At 68.9% G+C, this 24,499-nt stretch carries 24 protein-coding genes and 1 pseudogene; 7 read left to right on the top strand and 18 right to left on the bottom strand.

What is annotated here, in order from left to right; translation table 11 throughout:
• The first annotated feature begins 1 nt into the window (after position 1).
• The gene (gene pgl / locus HW566_RS14680; RefSeq protein WP_178014106.1) at positions 2-775 is read left to right on the top strand and encodes a 6-phosphogluconolactonase; all 774 of its coding nucleotides are present in this window, start codon (positions 2-4) and stop codon (positions 773-775) included.
• An 83-nt stretch (positions 776-858) separates the two neighbouring features.
• Here the strand turns inward: pgl and HW566_RS14675 are convergent, their stop codons facing one another.
• The 11 genes from HW566_RS14675 to HW566_RS14625 form a co-directional block, all read right to left on the bottom strand.
• Positions 859-1,215 (bottom strand): RNA polymerase-binding protein RbpA, encoded by a 357-nt coding sequence (locus HW566_RS14675; RefSeq protein ID WP_178014104.1) that lies wholly within the window; start codon positions 1,213-1,215, stop codon positions 859-861.
• The gene (gene secG, locus HW566_RS14670; protein ID WP_178014997.1) at positions 1,215-1,463 is read right to left on the bottom strand and encodes a preprotein translocase subunit SecG; all 249 of its coding nucleotides are present in this window, start codon (positions 1,461-1,463) and stop codon (positions 1,215-1,217) included. Before secG ends, HW566_RS14675 begins: the two co-directional genes overlap by 1 nt.
• A 115-nt stretch (positions 1,464-1,578) precedes the next feature.
• On the bottom strand, positions 1,579-2,367 hold the full coding sequence (gene tpiA / locus HW566_RS14665) for a triose-phosphate isomerase (protein WP_178014102.1): 789 nt from the start codon (positions 2,365-2,367) through the stop codon (positions 1,579-1,581).
• Entirely contained in the window at positions 2,358-3,572 is a 1,215-nt protein-coding gene (locus HW566_RS14660; protein ID WP_178014100.1) for a phosphoglycerate kinase, read from the bottom strand. The genes tpiA and HW566_RS14660 overlap by 10 nt, the downstream gene beginning before the upstream one ends.
• A 5-nt stretch (positions 3,573-3,577) precedes the next feature.
• Positions 3,578-4,582, bottom strand: coding sequence for a type I glyceraldehyde-3-phosphate dehydrogenase (gene gap / locus HW566_RS14655; RefSeq protein WP_178014099.1), 1,005 nt, complete (start codon positions 4,580-4,582; stop codon positions 3,578-3,580).
• A 137-nt stretch (positions 4,583-4,719) separates the two neighbouring features.
• Entirely contained in the window at positions 4,720-5,340 is a 621-nt protein-coding gene (locus HW566_RS14650; protein ID WP_120262937.1) for a superoxide dismutase, read from the bottom strand.
• Between the two features lie 153 nt (positions 5,341-5,493).
• Positions 5,494-6,471 carry a DNA-binding protein WhiA gene (gene whiA / locus HW566_RS14645; protein ID WP_178014097.1) on the bottom strand — a complete coding sequence of 326 codons (978 nt, stop codon included), beginning with the start codon at positions 6,469-6,471 and terminating at the stop codon, positions 5,494-5,496.
• A 40-nt stretch (positions 6,472-6,511) separates the two neighbouring features.
• On the bottom strand, positions 6,512-7,342 hold the full coding sequence (rapZ, locus tag HW566_RS14640) for an RNase adapter RapZ (protein WP_256728970.1): 831 nt from the start codon (positions 7,340-7,342) through the stop codon (positions 6,512-6,514).
• Between the two features lie 78 nt (positions 7,343-7,420).
• Positions 7,421-9,319, bottom strand: coding sequence for an excinuclease ABC subunit UvrC (gene uvrC, locus HW566_RS14635; RefSeq protein ID WP_178014093.1), 1,899 nt, complete (start codon positions 9,317-9,319; stop codon positions 7,421-7,423).
• A gap of 1 nt (position 9,320) precedes the next feature.
• Entirely contained in the window at positions 9,321-12,206 is a 2,886-nt protein-coding gene (gene uvrA / locus HW566_RS14630) for an excinuclease ABC subunit UvrA (protein WP_178014091.1), read from the bottom strand.
• A 77-nt stretch (positions 12,207-12,283) separates the two neighbouring features.
• Positions 12,284-12,721: a MarR family winged helix-turn-helix transcriptional regulator gene (locus tag HW566_RS14625; RefSeq protein ID WP_178014089.1), complete on the bottom strand. Its 438-nt coding sequence runs from the start codon at positions 12,719-12,721 to the stop codon at positions 12,284-12,286.
• Between the two features lie 42 nt (positions 12,722-12,763).
• On the opposite strand from HW566_RS14625, the gene HW566_RS14620 reads away from it, so the two are divergent.
• Entirely contained in the window at positions 12,764-13,000 is a 237-nt protein-coding gene (locus HW566_RS14620; RefSeq protein ID WP_178014087.1) for a hypothetical protein, read from the top strand.
• Between the two features lie 79 nt (positions 13,001-13,079).
• Here HW566_RS14620 and uvrB read toward each other — a convergent pair whose 3' ends face one another.
• Both uvrB and coaE read right to left on the bottom strand, forming a co-directional pair.
• Positions 13,080-15,161 (bottom strand): excinuclease ABC subunit UvrB, encoded by a 2,082-nt coding sequence (gene uvrB / locus HW566_RS14615; RefSeq protein WP_178014085.1) that lies wholly within the window; start codon positions 15,159-15,161, stop codon positions 13,080-13,082.
• A 64-nt stretch (positions 15,162-15,225) separates the two neighbouring features.
• Positions 15,226-15,822: a dephospho-CoA kinase gene (coaE, locus tag HW566_RS14610; protein WP_178014083.1), complete on the bottom strand. Its 597-nt coding sequence runs from the start codon at positions 15,820-15,822 to the stop codon at positions 15,226-15,228.
• A gap of 92 nt (positions 15,823-15,914) precedes the next feature.
• Here coaE and HW566_RS14605 point away from each other — a divergent pair, with 92 nt between their 5' ends.
• The gene (locus HW566_RS14605; protein ID WP_178014081.1) at positions 15,915-16,643 is read left to right on the top strand and encodes a response regulator transcription factor; all 729 of its coding nucleotides are present in this window, start codon (positions 15,915-15,917) and stop codon (positions 16,641-16,643) included.
• Positions 16,644-16,680: 37 nt separating this feature from the next.
• Here the strand turns inward: HW566_RS14605 and HW566_RS14600 are convergent, their stop codons facing one another.
• The 3 genes from HW566_RS14600 to rpsA form a co-directional block, all read right to left on the bottom strand.
• Positions 16,681-17,844 (bottom strand): diguanylate cyclase domain-containing protein, encoded by a 1,164-nt coding sequence (locus HW566_RS14600; protein ID WP_178014079.1) that lies wholly within the window; start codon positions 17,842-17,844, stop codon positions 16,681-16,683.
• Positions 17,845-17,846: 2 nt separating this feature from the next.
• Complete coding sequence (locus HW566_RS14595; protein ID WP_178014069.1) at positions 17,847-19,517, bottom strand: sensor histidine kinase; 1,671 nt, start codon at positions 19,515-19,517, stop codon at positions 17,847-17,849.
• Between the two features lie 118 nt (positions 19,518-19,635).
• Positions 19,636-21,096, bottom strand: a complete 1,461-nt coding sequence (rpsA, locus tag HW566_RS14590) for a 30S ribosomal protein S1 (protein WP_178014067.1) — start codon at positions 21,094-21,096, stop codon at positions 19,636-19,638.
• Between the two features lie 292 nt (positions 21,097-21,388).
• On the opposite strand from rpsA, the gene HW566_RS14585 reads away from it, so the two are divergent.
• Positions 21,389-21,790, top strand: coding sequence for a hypothetical protein (locus HW566_RS14585; RefSeq protein WP_178014065.1), 402 nt, complete (start codon positions 21,389-21,391; stop codon positions 21,788-21,790).
• Here the strand turns inward: HW566_RS14585 and HW566_RS14580 are convergent.
• Together HW566_RS14580 and HW566_RS16190 are read right to left on the bottom strand one after the other, a co-directional pair.
• The gene (locus tag HW566_RS14580) at positions 21,771-22,058 is read right to left on the bottom strand and encodes a YchJ family protein (RefSeq protein ID WP_306171791.1); all 288 of its coding nucleotides are present in this window, start codon (positions 22,056-22,058) and stop codon (positions 21,771-21,773) included. The genes HW566_RS14585 and HW566_RS14580 overlap by 20 nt on opposite strands.
• A 60-nt stretch (positions 22,059-22,118) precedes the next feature.
• A pseudogene (locus HW566_RS16190) lies at positions 22,119-22,193 on the bottom strand (hypothetical protein); the annotation flags it as partial.
• 205 nt (positions 22,194-22,398) lie between these two features.
• Here HW566_RS16190 and HW566_RS14575 point away from each other — a divergent pair.
• The 3 genes from HW566_RS14575 (at position 22,399) to HW566_RS14565 (ending at position 24,489) form a co-directional block, all read left to right on the top strand.
• Complete coding sequence (locus HW566_RS14575) at positions 22,399-22,806, top strand: hypothetical protein (protein ID WP_218621634.1); 408 nt, start codon at positions 22,399-22,401, stop codon at positions 22,804-22,806.
• 239 nt (positions 22,807-23,045) lie between these two features.
• Positions 23,046-23,540, top strand: a complete 495-nt coding sequence (locus HW566_RS14570; protein ID WP_178014061.1) for a hypothetical protein — start codon at positions 23,046-23,048, stop codon at positions 23,538-23,540.
• A 31-nt stretch (positions 23,541-23,571) separates the two neighbouring features.
• On the top strand, positions 23,572-24,489 hold the full coding sequence (locus HW566_RS14565) for a 5'-3' exonuclease (RefSeq protein ID WP_178014059.1): 918 nt from the start codon (positions 23,572-23,574) through the stop codon (positions 24,487-24,489).
• The last annotated feature ends 10 nt before the right edge of the window (positions 24,490-24,499 follow it).

Below are 24,499 nucleotides of genomic sequence, written 5' to 3'. Positions count from 1 at the left end.
GGTGGCGACAGCCGAGAAGCGCGTCGTCATCAGCGCGGATGCGGAGACGCTCACCCGAGCCGTCGCCGCCCGCTTCCTCGACCGCGTCGCGAAGTGGGGTGCCGACGGACGCACCGTGCACGTGGGCCTCGCGGGCGGGGTCATCATCGGGGACGTGCTGACGCAGGTCGGTGCGCACGCCGACCTCGGGTCGGTCGACTGGAGCAACGTCCACTTCTGGTGGGTCGACGAGCGATTCGTTCCGAGGGGCAGCGACGACCGCAACGACGCTGTCGCGCGCCGCGCGTTCCTCGACGCGATCACGGTGCCCGCGGCGAACATCCATGCGATCGCGGCCTCCGACGAATCCGCCGATGCGGAATCGGCGGCCGCCGCGTACGAAGCCGAGCTCGCCCGATTCGGCAGCGACGACACTGCCTGGCCGGTGTTCGACATCTGCTTCCTCGGGGTCGGACCCGACGGCCACATCGCCTCGCTCTTCCCTGACCGGCCCGAGATCCGCATCACGGACGAGGCCGTCACCCCGGTGCACGACTCCCCCAAGCCCCCCGCCGAGCGCATCACGCTCACGCGTCCGGTGATCAACGCATCCAAGCGGGTGTGGATGGTGCTCGCGGGCCCCGACAAGTCGGCCGCCCTGGGCCTCGCCCTCGCCGGTGCGAGCTACCACAGCGTTCCGGCTGCGGGGGCGAAGGGCACGCGGCGGACGATTCTCTTCACCGATGAGTCGACGGCGGCCCAGGTACCACCCGAGCTGATCGACGATCAGTACTGACACCGGGTCGCGCAGGCCCGGAAACGACGGAAGAGCGGATGCCACGGCATCCGCTCTTCCGTCTTTTCGCTGTCGCGAGACCCTCAGTTGAGGCCTCGTCGCTCCCGCAGCTGCTGGAGTGCGTCGTCGAGGAGCTGCTCTGCTTCCTCGTCGGTGCGGCGCTCCTTCACGTAGGCGAGGTGGGTCTTGTACGGCTCGCTCTTGGCGACCGCGGGCGGATTGGCCTTGTCGCGTCCCGCCGGCAGGCCCGAGTGAGGCGAGTCGATCGTCTCCGGGATCTCGTCGTCCGAGATGCCGGCGGCGAAGTAGCGCACCGTCTCGTTGCCGAGGGCGTCCCAGTACGACACCGACACACGGTCGGCGTGGTGTCCGTGGTCCTGCTCGCCCATGGGTCCGGCGCCGACGCGAGTGCCGCGGATCGCGTTTCCTCCCGTTGCCATCAGAGCACCGAGAACTTCGTGATCAGGCCCAACGCGACGATCGAGATGAACCAGCCGAGGGCGAGAACGATCGTGAACCGGTTGAGGTTGCGTTCGGCCAGACCGGACGACCCCATCGCGGAACTCATGCCGCCGCCGAACATGTCGGACAGGCCGCCGCCGCGCCCCTTGTGGAGCAGGATCAGCAGCGTGAGGAGCAGGCTGGTGATGCCCAGCAGCACCTGCAGCGCGAACTCGAGGATCTGCACGGTGGTCGTCACCTTTCCGGCGATCGTTCCGATCGCACGAGGGTCAAGTATATCCGGCGGTCGCGCGCGAACACGTACGGCTCGGCGACCACCAAGGTCACCGAGCCGTACGAGGTCACACGCCGACGTGCTTCTGGTAGCGGATGATCGCGGCGAACTCGTCGGCGACGAGACTGGCTCCGCCTACGAGTGCACCGTCGACGTCGGGCTCGCGCATGAAACCTGCGATGTTCGACGACTTCACCGAACCGCCGTACAGCACGCGGGTGCGCGCGGCCGCGTCGGCGCCGAGAGCGGAGCCCACGACCTCGCGCAGCTTGGCGCAGACGTCCTGCGCCTGCTGCGGCGTCGCCGCCTGGCCCGAGCCGATCGCCCAGACCGGCTCATACGCCACCACGATGTCGGCCTCGGCGGCGACACCGGCCAGGGCCGCCTGCAGCTGCGCGACCGGCACCGCTGAGGCACCGTGCTTCTCGAGATCCTCCGCGGTCTCGCCCACGCAGATCACGGGAACCAACCCATGACGCAGCGCCGCCTGGACCTTGGCCGCCACGACCTCGTCGGTCTCGGCGTGGTACTCGCGCCGCTCGGAATGGCCGATGATCACGTACTGGCAGTCGAGCTGCTTCAGGAACGCGCCCGACACCTCGCCGGTGTAGGCACCGGAGTCCTTCGTCGACAGGTCCTGAGCACCGAGGGCGAAAGCGATCTTGTCGGCATCGAGCAGCGTCTGCACGGTGCGCAGGTCGGTGAAGGGCGGGAAGACCGCGACCTCGACCGAGTCCTCCTCGTGCTTGGCGTCCTTCAGCGTCCAGTGCAGCTTCTGGACGAACGCGACCGCCTGCAGGTGGTCGAGGTTCATCTTCCAGTTGCCGGCGATGAGCGGGAGACGGGTCATGCCCATCCGAGTACCTCCAGACCGGGGAGCTTCTTGCCCTCCAGGAATTCGAGCGACGCCCCGCCGCCCGTCGAGATGTGGCCGAAAGCCTCATCGGCGAAACCGAGCTGACGCACCGCGGCCGCGGAGTCGCCGCCGCCCACGACCGAGAGGCCGTCGACCTCGGTGAGCGCCTGAGCGACCGTGCGGGTTCCGGCGGCGAAGGCGGGCATCTCGAAGACGCCCATCGGTCCGTTCCAGAACACGGTCCGCGAGGTGCGGATGGCATCGGCGAAGAGCTCCGCCGTCCGCGGCCCGATGTCGAGCCCCATGCCGTCTGCACCGTACGGGGTGTCCTCCAGCGCATCGGCGTCGGCGACCACATGGTCGGCGTCCGAGGCGAAACCGGAGGCCATGACGGCGTCGACGGGGAGCACCAGTTCGACCCCGCGCTCCTTCGCCGTCTCGATGTAGCCGGTGACCCGCTCGAGCTGATCGCTCTCGAGCAGGCTCTTACCGACCTTGTGGCCGAGGGCCGCGAGGAAGGTGAAGAGCATCCCACCGCCCACGAGGATCTTGTCGGCGCGGGGCAGCAGGTGCTCGATCACGCCGAGCTTGTCGCTCACCTTCGATCCGCCGAGCACGACCGCGTACGGGCGCTCCGGGTTCTCGGTCAGGCGGTCGAGGACGTCGACCTCCTTCTCGATGAGGAAGCCGGCCGCCGACGGCAGGATCTCGGCGAGATCGTAGACCGACGCCTGCTTGCGGTGCACGACGCCGAACCCGTCGGAGACGAGCACGTCACCGAGTTCGGCGAGCTGCTCGGCGAAGGCACGACGCTCGGCCTCGTCCTTCGCGGTCTCTCCCGCGTTGAAACGCAGGTTCTCGATGACCGCGACGTCTCCGTCGCCGAGCGCCGAGACGACCTGCTGCGCCGACTCCCCCACGGTGTCGCCGGCGAAGGCGACGGGCTTGCCGAGCAGCTCGGACAGTCGCTGGGCCACCGGGGCGAGCGAGTACTTCGCGTCAGGAGCACCGTCGGGACGGCCGAGGTGCGAGCACGCGATCACGCGCGCTCCCTGGCCGATCAGGTGGTCGATGGTGGGCAGCGCCGCACGCACGCGGCCATCGTCCGTGATGACTCCGTCCTTCAGGGGGACGTTGAAGTCGACACGGACGATGACGCGCTTGCCTGCGAGCGGGCCCAGCGAATCGAGGGTTCGCAGAGCCATGGACGTCAGAGCTTGCTGGCGACGAGCTCGGTGAGGTCGACGAGGCGGTTCGAGTAGCCCCACTCGTTGTCGTACCAGCCGACGACCTTGACCTGGTTGCCGATGACGCGGGTCAGACCGGCGTCGAAGATGCAGGAGTGGTCGTCGGTGACGATGTCGCTCGAGACGATCTCGTCCTCGGTGTACTTGAGGATGCCCTTGAGCGGGCCCTCGGCGGCGGCCTTGTAGGCGGCCTTGATCTCGTCGACGGTGACCTCGCGCTCGAGCTCGACCGTGAGGTCGGTGGCCGAACCGGTGGGGACCGGCACGCGGAGGGCGAAGCCGTCGAGCTTGCCCTTGAGCTCGGGGAGCACCAGACCGATGGCCTTGGCGGCACCGGTCGAGGTCGGGACGATGTTGAGCGCGGCGGCGCGGGCGCGACGCAGGTCGCTGTGCGGGCCGTCCTGCAGGTTCTGGTCGGCGGTGTACGCGTGGACCGTCGTCATGAGGCCCTTGACGATGCCGAAGTTGTCGTTGAGGACCTTGGCCAGCGGCGCGAGGCAGTTCGTGGTGCACGACGCGTTCGAGATGATGTTGTGGTTCTCGGGGTCGTACTGGTCCTCGTTGGCGCCGATGACGAAGGTGCCGTCCTCGCCCGAGGCCGGGGCCGAGATGAGCACCTTCTTGGCGCCGCCGGTGATGTGCTTGCCGGCGTCGGCGGCCTTGGTGAAGCGGCCGGTCGACTCGATGACGATGTCGACGCCCAGCTCGCCCCAGGGCAGGTTGGCGGGGTCGCGCTCTTCGAAGACCTTGATGGTCTTGCCGCCGACCGTGATGGAATCCTCCGAGTACGTGACCTCGGCGTCCAGGCGTCCGAGGATCGAGTCGTACTTGAGGAGGTGCGCGAGGGTCTTGTTGTCGGTGAGGTCGTTCACCGCCACGATCTCGAGGTCCGCGCCCTGAGCGAGGGCGGCGCGGAGGTAGTTGCGTCCGATGCGGCCGAAGCCGTTGATGCCGATCTTGACAGACACGATGTCTCCCGTTTCTCGTCGCGCCGGCGAAGCCCGTGCTGGGTGACCGAAACGCGATCTGTTGAAAAAGAAGAGGATGCCGGGATCTGCTCCCGTCGCCGGGAGGAGCCCGGCATCCTCACCTGTTTACGACCCTACTACGCGAGCAGGCCGGCCGTCTTCTCGCGCGCCGTCACAAAGCGCTCGGCGACGTTCTGCCAGTTGGCGATGTTCCACGCGGCCTTGACGTAGTCGGCCTTGACGTTGAGGTAGTCGAGGTAGAAGGCGTGCTCCCACATGTCGAGCTGGAAGATCGGGACGGTGCCCTGAGCGGTGTTCGACTGCTGGTCGAACAGCTGCTGGATGATCAGCTGCGCGCCGATCGGGTCCCAGCTGAGCACGGCCCAGCCGGAGCCCTGGATGCCGGTCGCGGCGGCGGTGAAGTGGGCCTGGAACTTGTCGAAGCCACCGAAGAACTCGTCGATCGCCGCGCGGAGCTCGCCCTCGGGCTCGCCGCCGCCCTCGGGCGAGAGGTTGGTCCAGAAGATGGAGTGGTTGACGTGACCGCCGAGGTTGAACGCGAGGTCCTTCTCGAGCTTGTTCACGTTCGCCAGGTTGCCGGTCTCACGGGCCTCGGCAAGCTGCTCGAGGGCGGTGTTGGCGCCCGTGACATAGGCCTGGTGATGCTTGGAGTGATGCAGCTCCATGATCTTGCCGCTGATGTGCGGCTCGAGAGCCGCATAGTCGTAAGGGAGCTCGGGAAGGGTGTACTTCGGCATTCTGTATCTCCTATCAGCACCGCGCGGCGCGCGGCTCGTGCTGTCGAAGGCGCGCGAGCGCGCACCTCGTGGACGGGTTCATCCTATTGAGAACCCAACACGGGGGTCACCCCGTTGCTTCCCGGCCGGAACGCTGTGTAACGCGGGCGGGGATCAGTCGGCGAGCCCGGCGGGAACGGCTGACTCGGTGTCGGGCAGTCCCTCGGCGGCGGCCTTCTTGTCGGCCATGGCGAGCAGGCGCCGGATGCGTCCGGCGACCGCGTCCTTCGTCAGCGGCGGGTCGGCGTGATGGCCGAGTTCGTCGAGGCTCGCGTCGCGATGCGCCAGACGCAGGTCGCCCGCCTGCTTGAGGTGATCGGGCACCTCGTCGCCGAGGATCTCGAGGGCACGCTCGACGCGCGCGCATGCGGCGACGGCTGCCTGTGCGGAGCGGCGGAGGTTGGCGTCGTCGAAGTTGACGAGACGGTTGACACCGGCGCGCACCTCGCGGCGCTGGCGCATCTGGTCCCACGTGTCGGCCGTGCGGGTGGCCCCCATCTCGGCGAGGGTCTGCCGGATCGCCTCGCCGTCGCGCACGACCACGCGCGGGATGCCGCGGACCTCGCGAGCCTTCGCGACGATCCCGAGCCGGTGCGCGGCGCCCACCAGCGCCATGGCGGCCTCGGGCGACGGGCAGGAGATCTCGAGCGCAGCCGAACGACCGGGGTCCGAGAGCGAGCCGGCGGCGAGGAACGCGCCGCGCCACAGTGCGGCGAGGTCGGGCCGCGAGCCGGTCGTCAGCTTGTTCGGGAGGCCGCGGACCGGACGACGACGCTGATCGAGGAGGCCGGTCTGGCGGGCGAGCGTCTCACCGCCCTCGCGGACGCGGACGGCGAACGTCGCGCCGTCTCGACCACCCGAGGCCTGGATGCGGGCGAGCTCCGGTCGCACGCCGTAGATCTCGACCAGTTCCCGCGCCACCCGGCGCGCGAGGATCTCGGAGTCGACCTCGGCTTCCACCGCGACCCGGCCGGCGATGGAGTGGAGCCCACCGGCGAAGCGGAGGATGGCGGTCACCTCGGCGACGCGGGCAGCGGGGCGAGGGTCGCGCATCGCAGCCAACTCGGTCTTGACGTCAGCGGTCAGCGGCACGGCGCTCCTTCGGGAGGGGTTCGGGGGACGAAGGAACAGCCTACTCGCGACCGAGGTCGCGGTGTTTGAGTCGCACCGCCACACCCGGAACCGCGCTGAGCCGACGCGTGAGCTCGCGGGCCGTCACGACCGAGCGGTGCTTACCGCCCGTGCACCCGACGGCGACCACCGAATGCCGCTTGTTCTCCTCCTGGTAGCCCCGCAGAACCGGCTGCAACGCCGCGGCGTAGGCGTCGATGAACTCGATCGCGCCCGGGTGCGAGAGCACCTCGTCGCGCACTGCGGGGTCTTCTCCCGTGAGTGCCCGGAGATCGGTGTTCCAGAACGGATTCGGCAGGAAGCGCATGTCTGCGACGAGGTCGGCGTCGGGGGGCAGTCCGTACTTGAAGCCGAAGCTCATCACGGTCACGGTGTGCCGGGCCGTCCCCGCGTCGGCGAACAGGTCGGCGATGTAGGTCGCGAGCTGATGGATGTTGTCGCGAGAGGTGTCGACGATGACGTCGGCGCTCTCGCGGATCGGCGCCAGGCGTTCACGTTCTCGGCGGATGCCGTCGACCAGCGTGCCGTCGCCCTGCAACGGGTGGGGGCGGCGCACCGCCTCGAACCGGCGCACCAGCACCTCGTCTGCGGCGTCGAGGAACAGCACCCGCAGGGTGCGGCCGTGTCGCAGCGCCCTGGTGATCTCGGGCAGGGCGGCGAAGAGGTCGCCGCCGCGGACGTCGACCACCGCGGCGACGCGAGGAAGGGCGTGTCCGGCGAGCTCGCTGAGCTCGAGCAGCGGCCGGAGCATCTGCGGCGGCAGGTTGTCGACGACGTACCAGCCGAGGTCCTCGAGCGCGTTCGCCGCCGTCGTGCGCCCGGCACCGGACATGCCCGTCACGATGAGAATCTCGCCCGCCGGTACCGCGTCGGTCACCGTGATCACCCCTGTCGTCCGCTGGCCTTCAGCCTATCCGGCTGCGAGGTGGCGGTGGATCGCCTCCGCCAGACGCGGCCCGATGCCCGGCAGCTCCTGCATCTGCTCAGGCGTGGCCTGCTTGAGCGCGGCCACCGACCCGAAGTGCCGAAGCAGCGCCTTGATGCGCGCGGCCCCGAGCCCCGGCACCTCGTTCAGCACCGAGGTGATGTCCCGCTTGCGGCGCTTGCGCTGGTGCACGATCGCGAACCGATGCGCCTCGTCGCGCAGTCGCTGCAACAGGTAGAGCGACTCGGATGTGCGCGGCAGGATCACCGGATACTCCTCCCCCGGCAGCCAGATCTCCTCGAGCCGCTTCGCGATGCCGCACAGGGCGATCTCGCTGTGTCCGGCGTCGGCGAGGGCGCGCCTGGCCGCCTCGACCTGGGGCTTGCCGCCGTCGACGACGAGCAGTTGCGGGCGATAAGCGAATCGCGGCCGCTTGCGCGTGGTCACCACCTCGCCGTCGGCCGTGGCGTCGGGGATGGGCTCCTCGTCGTCTTCGGGCTGATCGAGGTGCGCCAGCCGTCGGGTCAGCACCTGGTACATCGAGTCGGTGTCGTCGGTCGTCTCGTTCACACCGAAGATGCGGTACTGATCTTTGCGGGGAAGCCCGTCCTCGAAGACCACGAGCGAGGCGACCACGTTCGTCCCGGACAGGTGGGAGACGTCGTAGCACTCGATGCGCAGCGGTGCCTCGCTGAGGCCGAGGGCCTCCTGCAGGTCGGTCAGCGCCTGGCTGCGCGCGACGTAGTCGCTCGTACGCCGGGTCTTGTGCAGCATGAGGGCCTGCTGGGCGTTGAGGCTCGCGGTCCGCATGAGGTCGGCCTTGCGACCGCGCTGGGCCACCTGGATCGTCACACGCCGGCCACGACGCTCCTGGAGCCATTGCTCGAGCTCGCCCGAGTCGTCGGGCAGGGTCGGGACGAAGACGTGACGCGGGATGTCGCCCGCGGCCGCGTCACCGTAGGCGCGCTGGAGCACCTGATCGATCAGATCGGCCCCGGCGATGTCGATCTCCTTCTCGATCGTCGTCGCGCGGACGCCGCGGATACGGCCCCCGCGGACGACGAAGTGCTGCACGGCCGCGGCGAGCTCGTCCTCGGCGATGCCGAAGAGGTCGGCATCCATGTCGTCGTCCAGCACGAGCGCGCTCTTGTTCAGCACCGCCTCGATGGCCTGGAGCTTGTCGCGATAGACCGCCGCCGACTCGTAGTCCATGGCCGCGGCGGCCTCGCGCATGCGCGCGGTGAGCTCACGCGCGAAACGCTGGTCGCCGCCCGACATGAAGGCGACGAAGTCGTCGACCATCGCACGGTGGTCCTCGATCGAGACCTTCATCGAGCAGGGACCGCCGCAGCGCCCGATCTGCCCGGGGAAGCACGGGCGACCCGCGGCCATCGCCTTCTTGTACGACGAATCGCTGCACGTGCGGATCGGGAAGACCTTGATCATCAGGTCGATCGTCTCGTGCACGGCCCAGACCTTCGGGTAGGGCCCGAAGTACTTCGCGCCCGGGATGCGCCGGTTCCGGGTGACGATCACCCGCGGCGCCTCGTCACCCAGGGTGATCGCCATGAACGGATACGACTTGTCGTCGCGGTAGCGCACGTTGAACGGCGGATCGAACTCCTTGATCCACATGTACTCGAGCTGCAGCGAGTCGACGTCGGTCGCCACGACCGTCCACTCGACGGAGGCAGCCGTCGTGACCATGCGCCGGGTTCGCTCGTGGAGGGTGTGCAGGGGCGCGAAGTAGTTCGACAGGCGGGCGCGCAGGTTCTTGGCCTTGCCGACGTAGAGCACACGACCATCCGCATCACGGAAGCGGTAGACGCCCGGGTCGGTGGGGATCTCCCCCGCCTTCGGCCGATAGGGCAGGACGTTCGCCACCTCAGCCCGCCTTGCGCGCCGCTGGGGCTCCCAGGATCTCGGCGAGGAATCGGCCGGTGTGGCTGTCCTCGGCCGACGCGATCTGCTCGGGCGTTCCCGTCGCGACGATCGTTCCTCCCCCGGCACCCCCCTCGGGACCGAGGTCGATGACCCAGTCCGAGGCCTTGATCACATCGAGGTTGTGCTCGATGGTGATGACGGTGTTGCCCTTGTCGACCAGGCCGTTCAGCACCTCGAGCAGCTTGCGCACGTCCTCGAAGTGGAGGCCCGTCGTGGGCTCGTCGAGCACATAGATGCTGCGGCCATTCGACCGCCGCTGCAGCTCGGTCGCCAGCTTCACGCGCTGCGCCTCGCCGCCCGAGAGCGTCGTGGCCGACTGACCCAGCCGCACATAGCCGAGTCCGACGTCGACGAGCGTCTTCATGTAGCGGTGAATCGCCTGGATCGGCTCGAAGAACTCCGCCGCCTCCGAGATCGGCATCTCGAGCACCTCGGCGATGTTCTTGCCCTTGTAGTGCACAGCGAGCGTGTCGCGGTTGTAGCGCTTGCCGTGGCACACCTCGCAGTCGACGTAGACGTCGGGGAGGAAGTTCATCTCGATCTTCAGCGTGCCGTCTCCCGAGCACGCCTCGCACCGACCGCCCTTGACGTTGAACGAGAACCGACCGGGCAGATAGCCGCGGACCTTGGCCTCGGGCGTCTCGCTGAAGAGCGTTCGAATGCGGTCGAAGACGCCGGTGTACGTGGCGGGGTTCGAGCGGGGCGTGCGGCCGATCGGTGCCTGGTCGACGTGCACGACCTTGTCGAGGTTGTCGAGACCGGTCACGCGGGTGTGCTTGCCCGCGACGCGTCGCGCGCCGTTGAGCCGGGTGGCGAGAACCTCGTAGAGGATGCCGTTGACGAGGGTCGACTTGCCCGACCCGCTCACGCCGGTGACCGAGGTCAGCACGCCGAGCGGGAACTCCGCCGTGACGTTCTTGAGGTTGTTCGCCCGAGCCCCCACGACGGTCAGCATCCGCTTCTTGTCGATCTTCCGGCGCTTCGCGGGCGTCTCGAGTGCCCGACGTCCCGAGAGGTAGTCGCCTGTCATCGACGTCTCATCGGCCAGGAGTGCGTCATAGGGCCCGGAGTGCACGACATTGCCGCCCTCCACGCCCGCCCGCGGCCCGATGTCGACGACCCAGTCGGCGGCGGCGATCGTCTCTTCGTCGTGCTCGACGACGATCAGGGTGTTGCCGAGGTTCTTGAGCTTGACCAGCGTGTCGATCAGGCGCCGGTTGTCGCGCTGGTGGAGACCGATCGACGGCTCGTCGAGGACGTACAGGACGCCGGTCAGGCCCGATCCGATCTGGGTGGCGAGACGGATGCGCTGAGCTTCACCGCCCGAGAGCGAGCCGGCGGCTCGCCCCAGGCTGAGGTAGGTGAGACCGACCTCGATGAGGAAGTCGAGCCGCGCGCGGATCTCGCGGAGCACGGCGGCGGCGATCTTGGCCTCGCGCTCGGTGAGCTCGAGCTGGTTGAAGTAGTCCTGCGCCTCGGCGAGGCTGAGGCGGGCGACGTCGGCGATCGAGTGATCGTGGACGAGGACGGCCAGGACCTCCGGCTTGAGCCGATCGCCGTTGCAGGCGGGACACGGCACCTCGCGGAGGTACTCCGACCAGCGCTGCCGCTGCGTGTCGGTCTCGGCCTGCAGATACTGCCGTTCGATGTACGGGATCACTCCCTCGAAGCCCGACGCGTAACGCATCTCGCGTCCGTAGCGGTTCTTCCACTTCACCGTGACCTTGTAGTTCTCGCCGCGCAGGACGGCATCCTGCACCTCCGCGGGGAGCTTGCGCCAGGGGGTCTTGAGCGAGAACTTCAGGTCGGCTGCGAGCCCCTCGAGCAGACGCTCGTAGTACTGGAAGAGCCCCTTGCCCTGGGTGGTCCAGGGAAGCAGCACGCCCTCGGCGATCGAGAGGTCCTCGTCGCCGAGCATCAGCTCGGCGTCGACGGACATGCGGGTGCCCAGGCCCGAGCACGTCGGGCACGCGCCGAACGGCGCGTTGAACGAGAACGTACGCGGCTCGATCTCGGTGAGCTGCAGAGCGTGTCCGTTCGGGCAGGCGAGCTTCTCGCTGAAGCTCTGCCAGGCGTCGTCTCCCTCTTCGTCGACGAAGTTGATCTGGATGACGCCGCCGGCGAGGGTGAGGGCGGTCTCCACCGAGTCGGTGACACGGCCGAGAAGATCCGGCCCGGCGACGAGACGGTCGACGACGACGGCGATGTCGTGCTTGTAGCTCTTCTTCAGGGTCGGGGGCTCGGCGAGCGAGATGATGTCGCCGTCGACGACGGCCCGGGCGTAGCCCTTGGCGCTGAGCTCCTTGAAGAGGTCGACGAACTCGCCCTTCTTCTGCGAGACGACGGGCGCCACGACCTGGTAACGGGTGCGCTCGGGAAGCTCCATCAGCTGGTCCGCGATCTGCTGCACGGTCTGGCGCTGGATCCGCTCGCCGCATTCCGGACAGTGGGGAACGCCGATGCGCGCCCACAGGAGACGCATGTAGTCGTGGATCTCGGTGATCGTTCCGACTGTCGACCGCGGGTTGCGGTTCGTCGACTTCTGGTCGATCGAGACCGCGGGGCTCAGCCCCTCGATGAAGTCGACGTCGGGACGATCGACCTGGCCGAGGAACTGCCGGGCGTAAGCGCTCAGCGATTCGACGTAGCGACGCTGGCCCTCGGCGAAGATCGTGTCGAACGCGAGGCTCGACTTTCCGGAGCCGGAGAGACCGGTGAAGACGACGAGGCTGTCGCGCGGGATGTCGAGATCCACGTCCTTGAGGTTGTGGACGCGGGCACCGCGGACGCTGAGTTTCGAGGAGGAAGCGACGGGGACGATGGGCACCGCACAAGTCTAGGTGGGGCCTCCGACACGGGCTCCGCGGTTCGCCTTCGGCTCATCGATGCGCTACACGCGAGGGCTCAACGCGGACGCCGACCGGCGAAGGGCGCGAGGCCGTCGCGCAGCGCCTCCACCTCGCCGACGGTCATCCCCACCGCCGCCATGACCCGCTCGGGCACCTGCAGAGCGTCGGATCGCAGCGCACGCCCCGCATCGGTGAGCCCGATGTCGAGGACCCGCTCGTCGCCCCGACGTCGTGCGCGCGTGACGAGTCCCTGCGTCTCCAGGCGCTTCACCAGCGGCGACAGGGTGGCGGGCTCCATGGCGAGGTCGCCGGCGAGAGCGCCGAGCGGACGCGGAGACTCCTCCCACAGCGCCAGCATCACGAGATACTGCGGATGAGTCAGGCCGAGCGGCTCGAGAATCGGGCGATAGATCCCCACGACGTTCCGCGCCGCGGTGACGAGCGCGAAGCACAGTTGATCGTCCAGCTTGAGCAGGTCGTCGGCGGAGGGCATACCGGCATCCTATCTGCGCTAATCGTTAGTACACTGAAGATCATGACCGAGCCTGCCCGCCGCCCGCCGCTACGCACCCGTGTACGCGAGGCCGGCGGGTGGTACGCGTATCTCAACGCCCGGCTCATCCGCGCTGCCGGTCCCGCTTCGGTCGGTCCGTACGACACCGATCCCGAGCCCGTGCGCACCGAGCGTGCGTGCCCGCTCTGCGGGCATCCGATGTCGGAGCACGACGTCGACCGCAGCGGGCCGAAGCCGTTGCTGCACTGCCCGCACTGAGCCGCCCGGCGCTCCGGCTTCGGGGGCGCGCACGGCCCGATCCGGCGTGACGGCTCCCCGACACGCGAGCGGGCGGCCGTCAGGCGTGCCCGGCGCGCTCCATCGCCCGCAGCTCCTTCTTCAGATCCTGCACCTCGTCGCGCAACCGCCCTGCGAGCTCGAACTTCAGTTCCGCGGCCGCCGCGAACATCTGCTGCGAGAGGTCTTGGATGGTGTCCTCGAGCTGCTGAGCACCTTCAGCGGCGATCCCCTCACGGCGCAGCTGCGGCGTGGGGCTCTTGCTCTTGCCCGACTTGTTCCGCGCCGTCGCCTTCCCGTTGAGGAGGTCACGCGTGTCCGACGCCTCGCGGGCGAGGGCGTCGGTGATGTCGGCGATCTTCTTGCGCAGCGGCTGCGGATCTATCCCCTTCTCGAGGTTGTAGGCGATCTGCTTCTCGCGACGCCGCTCGGTCTCCTCGATGGCGGCGCTCATCGAGTCGGTGATCCTGTCGGCGTACATGTGGACCTGACCCGAGACGTTTCGAGCCGCGCGGCCGATCGTCTGGATCAGCGAGGTGCCCGAGCGGAGGAAGCCCTCCTTGTCCGCGTCGAGGATCGCGACCAGAGAAACCTCAGGGAGATCGAGGCCCTCGCGCAGCAGGTTGATGCCGACGAGCACGTCGTAGACACCCTGTCGGAGCTCGGTGAGCAGCTCCACACGTCGGAGCGTGTCGACGTCGGAGTGCAGGTAGCGCACACGGACCCCGTGCTCGCCGAGGAAGTCGGTCAGCTCCTCGGCCATCTTCTTGGTCAACGTGGTGACCAGCACGCGCTCGTCCTTCTCGACGCGGATGCGGATCTCCTCGAGCAGATCATCGATCTGACCCTTCGAGGGCTTGATGATGATCTCCGGGTCGATGAGCCCCGTGGGCCGGATGATCTGCTCCACCACCCCGTCGGCGATACCCATCTCGTACCGTCCGGGGGTGGCCGAGAGGTACACGGTCTGCCCGACGCGTTCTTTGAACTCGTCGAAGCGCAGTGGGCGGTTGTCCATGGCGCTCGGCAGGCGGAAGCCGTGGTCGACCAGGGTGCGCTTGCGCGAGGCGTCGCCCTCGTACATGGCACCGATCTGAGGGACCGTCACGTGGGATTCGTCGATGACCAGCAGGAAGTCGTCCGGGAAGAAGTCCAGCAGGGTGTGCGGCGGGTCGCCCGGTGAACGGCCGTCGAGGTGCCGGGAGTAGTTCTCGATACCGGAACAGAAGCCCAGCTGCTGGAGCATCTCCAGGTCGAAGGTCGTCCGCATGCGCAGGCGCTGCGCCTCGAGCAGTTTGCCCTGGCTCTCGAACTCCTTCAGCCGCTCGCCGAGCTCGTGCTCGATCGTCCCGATCGCCCGTTGCACGGTCTCGGTGCCCGCGACGTAGTGCGACGCCGGGAACACCGGCACGCTGTCCATCTTCTGCACGATGTCGCCGGTGAGCGGGTGGAGCATGTAGAGCGCTTCGATCTCGTCGCCGAAGAGCTCGATACGGATGGCGTACTCCTCGTACACCGGAATGATCTCGATCGTGTCGCCGCGCACGCGGAAGTTGCCGCGCGAGAAGTCGACGTCGTTGCGGTTGTACTGCATCGCGATGAACTTGCGGATCAGAGCGTCCCGGTCGTATCGCTCCCCGACCTGCAGCGCGACCATCGCCCGGAGGTACTCCTCGGGGGCCCCCAGGCCGTAGATGCACGAGACGGTGCTGACGACGACGACGTCCCGCCGGCTCAGGAGCGAGTTGGTCGTGGAGTGACGCAGGCGCTCGACCTCGGCGTTGATCGACGAGTCCTTCTCGATGAACGTATCGGTCTGCGGCACGTACGCCTCGGGCTGGTAGTAGTCGTAGTAACTGACGAAGTACTCGACCGCGTTGTTGGGCATGAGGTCTCGGAACTCGTTCGCCAGCTGCGCGGCGAGAGTCTTGTTGTGAGCCATGACCAGAGTCGGACGCTGCACCTGCTCGATGAGCCACGCCGTCGTGGCGGACTTGCCCGTACCCGTGGCGCCCAGGAGGACGACATCCGTCTCGCCGGCGTTGATCCTGCCCGCGAGGTCGGCGATCGCCTGCGGCTGATCACCACTGGGAACGTATTCGCTGACGACCTCGAAGGGCCGGACGGAGCGCGTCGTCTGCATGCTTCCAGCGTAGGCGTGGCCACCGACACGGGCTCCCGGCTTCGCTCACAGCGTTCCCGCGGCCTCAGGCCGTCAGCCGCTCCCAGAGGGCATCGGCGCCGGCGATGGTCTCGCCCAGGTCGCCGCCGGTATCGATGACGACGTCGGCGATCGCCAGTCGTGTCTCGTCCGGCACCTGTGCGGCGATCCGCCGGTCGGCCTCGTCGGGCGTCATGCCGCGCAGGCGCTGCAGGCGGTCGGCCCGGACGGCGGCCGACGCATGCGCCACGACGATGAGATCCCAGGGGTCGTCCACCCGAGCTTCGACCAGCAACGGCACGTCGTAGACGACGACCGCATCGGCACGCGCGGCGAACTCGGCGTCGAAACGTCGCTGGGACTCGGCGCGGACGGCCGGGTGGACGATGGCGTTCAGCCGCTCGCGAGCGGCCGGGTCGGCGAACACCACGGCCGCGAGCGACGCGCGGTCCAGGACGCCGTCGGCCAGCACGAGGTGGGAACCGAACTCGGCGGCGATCCGCTCCAGGACCGGCGACCCCGGGCGCTGCACGTCGCGCACGATCTGGTCTGCGTCGACGACCACCGCACCGTGCTCCGCGAGACGACGGGCGATCGTGGACTTCCCCGACGCGATCCCGCCGGTCAATGCGATCAAAGGCATACACCCGAGGATGCCACGCGCGCCAGCCTGGGCGCGATCCGGCGCGACGACTACGATGGAAGCTCCCCAGACCTGCGGAAGGTGAGATCACCGTGGAGCGCACCGCCGTCGTCGTCGAGGATCAGGCCGACATCCGAAGCCTGCTCACGGCGATCCTCGAGTCGAGCGGCTTCGAGGTGCATTCCGCCGAGAACGGGCTCGATGCGGTGGAGATCATCCGCGCGGTCGAACCGGACGTCACCACCCTCGATGTCAACATCCCCGGCATCGACGGGTTCGAAGTCGCCCGCCGTGTCCGCACGTTCAGCGAGACGTACATCATCTTCATCTCCGCGTTCGTCGAGCCCGGTGACGCGGAACGCGGCCGAGCTGCCGGCGGCGACGAATACCTCGGCAAGCCGTTCCGTCCCCGCGATCTCAAGGCGCGGCTGGCGGCGATCCCTTCGCGGCGGCGACGGGAGCGCTCGCCGCTCGCCGACGCGATCTCCCCGGCGTCCCCGACCACACCTCCCGCTCACGGCAGCTATGCCGATATCGCGCTGGCGGACGGCATCGTGAGCGTGGGCGGAACGGCCCTGCGCATGGAGCCGGTGGAGACCGCCCTGCTGCGCCAGCTCATCGAGGCCGGTGGCCGAGCGCGCACCAAGGACGAGCTCGCTCTCGGGCTCCGTCCGCGTGTTCGTGCCGAGGCCGCCGACGCGGACGAGGTGCGCGCCGTCGAACGCAGCGTCGAGTCGCTGCGGCGTGCGCTCGGGCAGGCCGGAGCCGGCACACGCATCGAGTCCGAGCTCGGCACCGGTTACCGCCTGCGATCGACCTGATCGCTTTGCACGTCGCGCCTCCGCCGGGCACGTGCGCTCAGGCGGGTTCGGCGAGGAGCACGGCCGACGCCACCCCGGACGACGCGCGCACCGCAGCGGCGCCGGCCAGTTCGCTGAGCACGTCCGGGTCGTACCCCGAGACGTCGCTCAGCGCGATTCCGATGCCGATCGCCGGCAGGACACCGCCCTCGACCGATGCCAGCGCCTCGAACAGCGAGCGGTACAGCACCATCGCCTGGCGTCGTGCGTCGGCGGCGGACGCCACGACCGTGATGACCCCGAGGCGCTCGGCTCCGACCTCCCCGAGGACGGCGAGAGTGGGCGCGTTCTCGTTCATCGTGGACCGCCAGGTTCGGACGACCTCGTCGCCCACGTCGAGCCCGAACGCCGTCGCGATGTACTCCAGGCCCTCCAGCTCGATCACCGAAACCGCCAGCAGCTCCCGACGGGCCTCGGCTCGGACCGCGCTGCGGGCCAGCGCGCGCCGGAAGGCCGTCTCGGAGAGGATCTCGCCGAGACCGCCATCGCCGTCCGCGCCCTGCCCGAAGCCACGCAGACCGACACGGCCGGCCCGCAGCACCGAGGCGGTGACGAGCGCGGTGATCGAGAGGATCACCGTGAGCAGGCTGGTGGCGATCGTGCCGACCCAAGCATCGAAGACCTCGCCATAGCCTGAGGCCGCGACGACCACGATGCGGGCCGCGTAGAAGATCGCCTGGATTCCGAACACCAGACCGAGGGGCAGCGCGGTGCGCGAGGCACCGAGCGAACCGCGGAAGCATTCGGCCGCGGCTGCTCCGGCGAAGAGGGCGAGTGCGACGAACATCACGAACGCACCCGACCAGTCATCGCCCCCAGCGGCGAACTCGATCGCGGCGGCGAGGGCCGCAGCGCCGCCGCCGGCGGCGACGGTCGCGCCGGGGACGATCACGGGGAGACGGTTGTAGGCCCGGCATCCGAGCCACATCAGCCCCGTCCCGATGACGGACGACGTGTTGCCGGCCACGACGGCCCATGACGTCCCGGGGTCGGCGGCCCACATCACGTAGAACATGGTGGTCAGCACCGCGGCGAGGAAGCCGGCGGCCCAGAAGCGACCGCTCTGATCAGGGCGTCTCAGCAGCGTGTCGAAGACGAAGAGCATCGCGCACATGAGCACGACCACGGCGGTGACCAGCGACACGGAGAACTGATCGATCATGGTCACGAACCCCCCGGCCGGCGTGCCTGCAGCGTGACGGTGAAGGTCGAGCCGACGCCGAGCACGCTGTTCACCGTGATGTCGCCGCCGTGCCGTCGCACGATGTCGCGGCTGATCGCGAGACCGAGTCCGTTTCCGGCCACCGCCGAGTCGCGGACGGCCACGCCCCGGTAGTAGCGCTGGAAGACCGAGCCCAGATCCTCCTCGTTCAACCCCACACCTGAGTCCTGCACCGCGATGATCGCCCACTGGTCGCCGACAGAGGTCGCCACCGAGACGCGCCCGCGCGGACGGTTGTACTTCACGGCGTTCGAGAGGAGGTTGTCGAGCACCTGACGGATGCGGACGGGGTCGGCGTAGGCGCGAGCCGGCTCTACCCGCGAGACGTCGATCGTGATGCCGCGCTCCCCGGCGCTGACGAGGATCGACTCGACCGCGGCGTTCACGAGCTCGGCGAGGTCGACGTCTTCGGGCGCCACGGTGACCTGAGCGGCCGACCTGCTCTGACTCGACGCTGCCAGCACGTCGCCCACGAGCCGCAGCAGCTGATCCGCATTGCGGTCCGCGACCCGGAGGTTCTCCAGCGCGGCCTCGGGAACCCCGGGAGTGTCGATGGCGAGTTCGAGGTAGCCGAGGATCGACGTCAGCGGCGTACGCAGCTCGTGCGACACCGACGAGACGAGAGCGTCGCGCTCGCGTGAGGCGTCCGTCTCGGCCGTGACGTCGCGGGTCACCACGACGGCGCCCGAATCGCGTCCGTCGGGCTCGATGATGCGGCGCGCCGACACGCTGAGCACGCGTCGATCGTCGCCGCTGCCGACCTGGATGCGCGCATCGCTGAACGCCTCGCCGCGCCGCACCCGGGCCATCGGCTGTTCCTCCGGCGCCAGCAGGCTCGCGCCGTCGGCTGTGAAGACATCGGGCGCGGCGCTGGAACGTGAGCCGCGCAGCAAGCGGGCGTGCGCGTCATTGATGATCGACGCCGATCCGTCGGTCTCGATGCGCACGACGCCGAAGTCGACCCGGTCGAGCGCCTCGGTGAGCACCTGCTCGTGGCGGCGCGCCCGCTCGAGAGACTGGGTCAGCACGGTCGCCTGCCGGTCGAGCAGCAGTCGCTGAGCGTTGGCCCGGCGACTGCTGAGATACGTGGACGTGCTCACGGCGATGAGCAGCAGCGGCAACAGGACGAATCCGAACGACGACGGCGCGGTCCGCGTGGTCGCCTCGACCACGGCATAGGCCGAGAGGGAGAGCCCCATGCCCCCGATCCAGCCGGCGGTGCCGAAGCCGCTCGCGAGCCAGATCACCGGGAACACCCACAGCAGTCCGAACCCGGCCGCCGGCTCGGCCGTGCGCATGATCGCGATCGCGACGATGTCGCCGACCGGGATGACGGCGAGCCAGCGGGGCGGGACGTGGCCCCACGGCACGATGATCGCCGCCCCGGTCAGCAGGAACACACCGGTGACGGCGACGAAGAACAGCACCGCGTCGCCGCGGAGCCCGACGAGCAGCCCGACAGCCGCCACGACGAGCACGACGCTCATCACGACGATCTGGTTGAGCATCGCCGACCGGGAACGATCGCCGTCCCCGAGAACGGCATCCACCCACCTCGGGGAGTTCGGTAGGACGAACGTCGCTCGCGTACGCTGCGGCGCTTCGGTGTCCATGTCTCGAAACTATCGCTTCCGCGGGCACGCCACGCCGACCAGGGCCGAGACGCCCAGCAGGAACGGCGAAAGGGCCGGAGCCATGAGGCTCCGACCCTTTCGTCGTGTCAGATTCGGCTCAGCGACCCGAGAGCTTCTCGCGCAGTGCGGCGAGAGCCTCGTCGTCGGCCAGGGTGCCGCCGCCACCGGTGGTCGCGGACTGGATGTCCGACGAGAACGACGAGCCGTTGTCGGCCGGTGCAGCCGCCTCGGCCTCGAGGGCCTTGGCGACAGCGGCCTTGTGGGCCTCCCAGCGGCCCTGGGCTGCGGCGTACTCGGCTTCCCAAGCGAGGCGCTGCTCGTCGAAGCCTTCCTTCCACTGGTTGGTCTCCGGGTCGAAGCCCTCGGGGTACTTGTACTCCCCGTTCTCGTCGTACTCGGTGACCATGCCGTAGAGGGCCGGGTCGAACTCGGTGCCGAAGGGATCGACCGACTCGTTCGCCTGCTTGAGCGAGAGCGAGATGCGGCGACGCTCGAGATCGATGTCGATGATCTTCACGAAGACCTCTTCACCGACCGACACGACCTGCTCGGCGAGCTCGACGTGCTTGCCCGAGAGCTCCGAGATGTGCACGAGGCCCTCGATGCCGTCCGCGACGCGGACGAATGCACCGAACGGAACCAGCTTGGTGACCTTGCCCGGCGCGACCTGTCCGATCGCGTGCGTGCGGGCGAAGACCTGCCACGGGTCCTCCTGGGTCGCCTTCAGCGAGAGCGAGACGCGCTCGCGGTCGAGGTCGACCTCGAGGATCTCGACGGTGACCTCCTGGCCGACCTCGACGACCTCCGACGCGTGCTCGATGTGCTTCCACGACAGCTCGGAGACGTGCACGAGGCCGTCCACGCCGCCGAGGTCGACGAACGCACCGAAGTTGACGATCGACGACACGACGCCCTTGCGGACCTGCCCCTTGTGCAGGTTGTTGAGGAACGTGGTGCGCGACTCGGACTGCGTCTGCTCGAGCAGGGCGCGGCGCGAGAGCACGACGTTGTTGCGGTTCTTGTCGAGCTCGAGGATCTTCGCCTCGATCTCCTGGCCGAGGTACGGCGTGAGGTCGCGGACGCGGCGCAGCTCGATGAGCGACGCGGGCAGGAAGCCGCGGAGGCCGATGTCGACGATGAGGCCACCCTTGACGACCTCGATCACGGAGCCGGTGACGACACCGTCGTTCTCCTTGATCTTCTCCACGTCACCCCAGGCACGCTCGTACTGCGCGCGCTTCTTGGAGAGGATGAGGCGGCCTTCCTTGTCCTCCTTCTGGAGAACGAGGGCTTCGACCTCGTCGCCGACCTTGACGACCTCGTTGGGGTCGACGTCGTGCTTGATGGAAAGCTCGCGCGAGGGGATGACACCCTCGGTCTTGTAGCCGACGTCGAGGAGGACCTCGTCGCGGTCGATCTTCACCACGGTTCCTTCGATGAGGTCACCGTCGTTGAAGAACTTCAGAGTCTTCTCGACCGCGGCCAGGAAGTCCTCAGCAGATCCGATGTCGTTGATGGCGACCTGCTTGGTGGCCGGGGCGGTCGTTGCGTTAGTCATGTAGTGGGTTGTCCTTGTTGGGTCAGGGTGTCGGGCCGGGAGCCGAGGTTTGTTCGCCATCGCGTGGATGGCGACCTCGACCGAGGCGGGTGGTTGTGGATGCTGCGTCCGAACGCATGGCGACGAAGCCACACGAGTGACGTTTCAGGGTATCAGAGCAGAACCGCGCAGTTCCAGTCGTTTCGGGCCTTCGCGACGCCGTCTTTCCTCCCGAACGACGCGAGCTCGTCCGTTCTTCCCCACCTGCTCGTGCGGGACCCGTCGGACACGGCTTCGCCCCGACGATCAGGGCATGCCTTCACATCACCGCGCTTCGCCCTCCGCGCGCGCCCAGGACGCCTGGCGCATCGCCGCCGTCGTCTCGGCCGTCCTCGGGTCCGGGTGCCTCGCGCTGCTGCTTCCGACGCTGTTCGCCGCGCTGCGACCCGAGGACGGGCTGGGCGCGGCGGGGCTGTTCGCGCTTCCCGTCATCCCCACCGCACCGTTGTGCGCGGTGGTCGCGCTCGCCGTGGGAGCCGTGTCCGCCGTGCACCGGGACGTCGTCGGCGTCTCCTTCTCGGCCGCCGGCCTGGTCTCGGCCTCCCTCGCGACGACGATCGTCACCGCGCTCGGGGGCTACGGCATCCTCGCCTGGCTCTGGGAGGCTGCCGTCGTCACCGAGGTCTCCGACGCGGTCAGGAGGCTTCGTCGATGATGCCGTCGACGTACACCCACCGGCCTCGAAGACGCCGGAACCGGCTCACCTCGTGCAGCTCTCCGGTCACGCCTCCGGCCCGCCAGCGGGCGCGGAACTCGACGACGCCATCGTCGTCCGGCGCGCCCCCCGCGGCTCGAACGATCGTCAAGCCGAGCCAGTCCGTGCCCCGGTCGGCGTCGAGGTCCGCAGGGCGCGTCGCCGGATGCCAGGTGCGGGCGAGATGGACGGTGTCTCCGAGGGCGAACGCGGTGTATCGCGATCGCATGAGCTGCTCCGGCGCGTCTGCGGCCCGCCCATCCAGGATCGGACCGCAGCACGCACCGAAAGCCCGACTGCTTCCGCAGGGACACGCGGCAGCAGCCGCAGGCCGACGACGACGCGATGCGTCACCGAAGGACATCATCGTCCCAGCCGGAGTTCGAGGTCATGATCCGAGCCTACGAGACGCCCTGTGGACAACCGCTGCCGCCCGCCCGCGTGCTCGCTACCGTCGGAGCATGCCCGTGCGTGATCGCGTCGCGGCCGCCGCTCTGGTCGCCGCCCTCCTCTTGACCGGCTGCAGTCCGGAGGCCCCGCCTCCGCCCCCGGCCGACACTCCGGGGCCGATGGCCACACCCGACGCCGAGGAGGCTGCGTTCCGCGCGGCCGAGGCGACCTACCGCGCGTACGTGGATGCCCTGAACGCCCGGCGCGCAAATCCGGCATCTCCGGTCGATCCGGAGACATACCTTGATGCTGCGGCAGCCTCATCCGCCGAGAGCACCGCGCAAGACCTCCTTGAAGCGGGCATGCGAGTGGTCGGCCCCACGAAGGTTGTATGGGTCGCGGCGAGCGGTAAGTCTCGAACCGGGTTGGTTTTGAGGACGTGCGTGGATCTATCTCAGACGAGGTTGATGGGTTCCGAGAATACTGATGTAACGCCCGCGTCTCGACCGAATCGACAAGTTCTTGCCGTCACCGTAAGCGACGTCCAGATGATCACGGACATCGTCGTGGAGCCGGATCCTTGTTGATGGACCCTTTGACCGCGCTCTTCGCGCTCGCGCTCAACTCCTCCGTCAGCTCATGCGACTTCGACCGCTTGGCAGCAGGCCTTTGCGCCGCTGCGAGCAACGCGGGCGATCACATCCTCGTTGAGGGAAAGGACACGTGGGAAAGCGGCGTCGAGCGACGCTTGCACGAATCGCTGAACTCGGAATCCGGCGCCGAGCCCCGGGACTGCGGAGCCCTGAATCGGTGCGACGACTTCACGGTGTCCCTGCTGCCGCAGGCGACGCTCGCCGATGTCGCGTCGTTCGCTCCGACCCCGCTCTCCCTCGGCGGGGAGCCGGCCGGCTTCGGGATCGTGGGGCTGCCGACGAACTTCGTCGTGGCGGCGTCCGAACACACGGCGACGGGAACGCTGTTCGATCTGCCGGTCACGGTGCGCTTCTCCCCCGAACAGGTGACGATCCTGCCCGGCGACGGTGCGTCGGTGTCGGCGGGTCTCGGCGGAGCGAGCTGGTCGAGTCTGGGTCAGCCGCAGTTCTCCCCCACGGCCACGAGCCACACCTATTCGACCCGGGGCACGTACGCGGCCTCCGCGGTGGTCCGGTACCGCGCCGACGTCGATTTCGGCCGCGGTTGGCGCCCCGTGCCGGGACTCCTCGCGATCCCGACCGCCGGCTACACCGTCGAGGTACTGGAAGCCCGCAGTGCGCTCGTCGAACGAACCTGCGTCGAGGCCCCATCGGGTCCGGGCTGCTGACGCGCCGGGCCGCGCATGCCAGGATGATGCGATGGCCGACCGCCTCATGCTGCTCGACAGCGCGTCCCTCTACTTCCGTGCGTTCTACGGGGTGCCCGACAGCGTCACGGCGCCGGACGGGCGTCCCATCAACGCGGTGCGCGGTCTGCTCGACATGATCGCCAAGCTCGTCGACGCGTATGAGCCCAGCCACCTCGTCGCGTGCTGGGATGACGACTGGCGCCCGCAATGGCGGGTCGACCTCCTCCCCAGCTACAAGACGCACCGCGTCGCCGAGCCGGCGGTGAGCGGCGCCGATGTCGAAGTGGTCCCCGACCCGCTCCAAGCGCAGGTCCCCGTCATCCGGGAGGCGCTGGGCGTGCTCGGCATCCCGATCGTGGGCGCAGCCGACCACGAGGCCGACGATGTGATCGGCACGCTCGCGACGCGCTCCGACATCCCGGTGGACGTCGTCACCGGCGATCGCGATCTCATCCAGCTGGTCGATGACGCACGCGGCATCCGTGTCGTCTACACGGGGCGCGGCATGAGCAACCTCGACGTGCTCACCGACGACGCCGTCATCGCGAAATATGCGGTGCGGCCCGATCAGTACGCGGACTTCGCGACGATGCGCGGAGACGCCTCGGACGGCCTGCCCGGGGTCGCCGGCGTCGGCGACAAGACCGCCGCGACGCTGCTGGCCGCCCACGGCGACCTCGACGGCATCGTCGCGGCCGCCGAACGCGGCGACGGGATGACCGCGGGCGTGCGGGCCAAGATCACGGCCGCCGCCGAGTACCTCGCGGTCGCGCCCCGCGTCGTCAACGTGGTGCGCGACCTCCCGCTGGCGCCGGTCGACGGGCGCATCCGCCCGGTGGATCAGGACGCTCTCGACGAACTGGCGACGCGCTGGGGGCTCGGAGCCTCCGCGACCCGCGCCGCCGCATCCTTGGGCAAACGGGTCTGACCGCGGCGGC

The sequence above is a fragment of the Microbacterium oleivorans genome (genome assembly GCF_013389665.1).
Taxonomy (GTDB): Bacteria; Actinomycetota; Actinomycetes; order Actinomycetales; family Microbacteriaceae; genus Microbacterium; species Microbacterium oleivorans_C.
The sequence above is the reverse complement of the archived record's forward strand: the minus strand, read 5'-3'. Positions and strand labels throughout refer to the sequence as shown.

Coding starts and splice junctions, on each gene's coding strand:
- HW566_RS14650 (WP_120262937.1), bottom strand. CDS start 5,340: ATGCCGAAGTACACCCTTCCCGAGCTCCCTTACGACTATGCGGCTCTC.
- HW566_RS14600 (WP_178014079.1), bottom strand. CDS start 17,844: ATGATCGATCAGTTCTCCGTGTCGCTGGTCACCGCCGTGGTCGTGCTC.
- coaE (WP_178014083.1), bottom strand. CDS start 15,822: ATGCCTTTGATCGCATTGACCGGCGGGATCGCGTCGGGGAAGTCCACG.
- HW566_RS14565 (WP_178014059.1), top strand. CDS start 23,572: ATGGCCGACCGCCTCATGCTGCTCGACAGCGCGTCCCTCTACTTCCGT.
- rpsA (WP_178014067.1), bottom strand. CDS start 21,096: ATGACTAACGCAACGACCGCCCCGGCCACCAAGCAGGTCGCCATCAAC.
- uvrB (WP_178014085.1), bottom strand. CDS start 15,161: ATGCAGACGACGCGCTCCGTCCGGCCCTTCGAGGTCGTCAGCGAATAC.
- HW566_RS14620 (WP_178014087.1), top strand. CDS start 12,764: ATGACCGAGCCTGCCCGCCGCCCGCCGCTACGCACCCGTGTACGCGAG.
- HW566_RS14595 (WP_178014069.1), bottom strand. CDS start 19,517: ATGGACACCGAAGCGCCGCAGCGTACGCGAGCGACGTTCGTCCTACCG.
- HW566_RS14660 (WP_178014100.1), bottom strand. CDS start 3,572: ATGGCTCTGCGAACCCTCGATTCGCTGGGCCCGCTCGCAGGCAAGCGC.
- HW566_RS14580 (WP_306171791.1), bottom strand. CDS start 22,058: ATGCGATCGCGATACACCGCGTTCGCCCTCGGAGACACCGTCCATCTC.
- HW566_RS14585 (WP_178014065.1), top strand. CDS start 21,389: ATGCCTTCACATCACCGCGCTTCGCCCTCCGCGCGCGCCCAGGACGCC.
- rapZ (WP_256728970.1), bottom strand. CDS start 7,342: ATGTCCGGTGCCGGGCGCACGACGGCGGCGAACGCGCTCGAGGACCTC.
- tpiA (WP_178014102.1), bottom strand. CDS start 2,367: ATGGGCATGACCCGTCTCCCGCTCATCGCCGGCAACTGGAAGATGAAC.
- HW566_RS14575 (WP_218621634.1), top strand. CDS start 22,399: ATGGCCACACCCGACGCCGAGGAGGCTGCGTTCCGCGCGGCCGAGGCG.
- HW566_RS14625 (WP_178014089.1), bottom strand. CDS start 12,721: ATGCCCTCCGCCGACGACCTGCTCAAGCTGGACGATCAACTGTGCTTC.
- HW566_RS14675 (WP_178014104.1), bottom strand. CDS start 1,215: ATGGCAACGGGAGGAAACGCGATCCGCGGCACTCGCGTCGGCGCCGGA.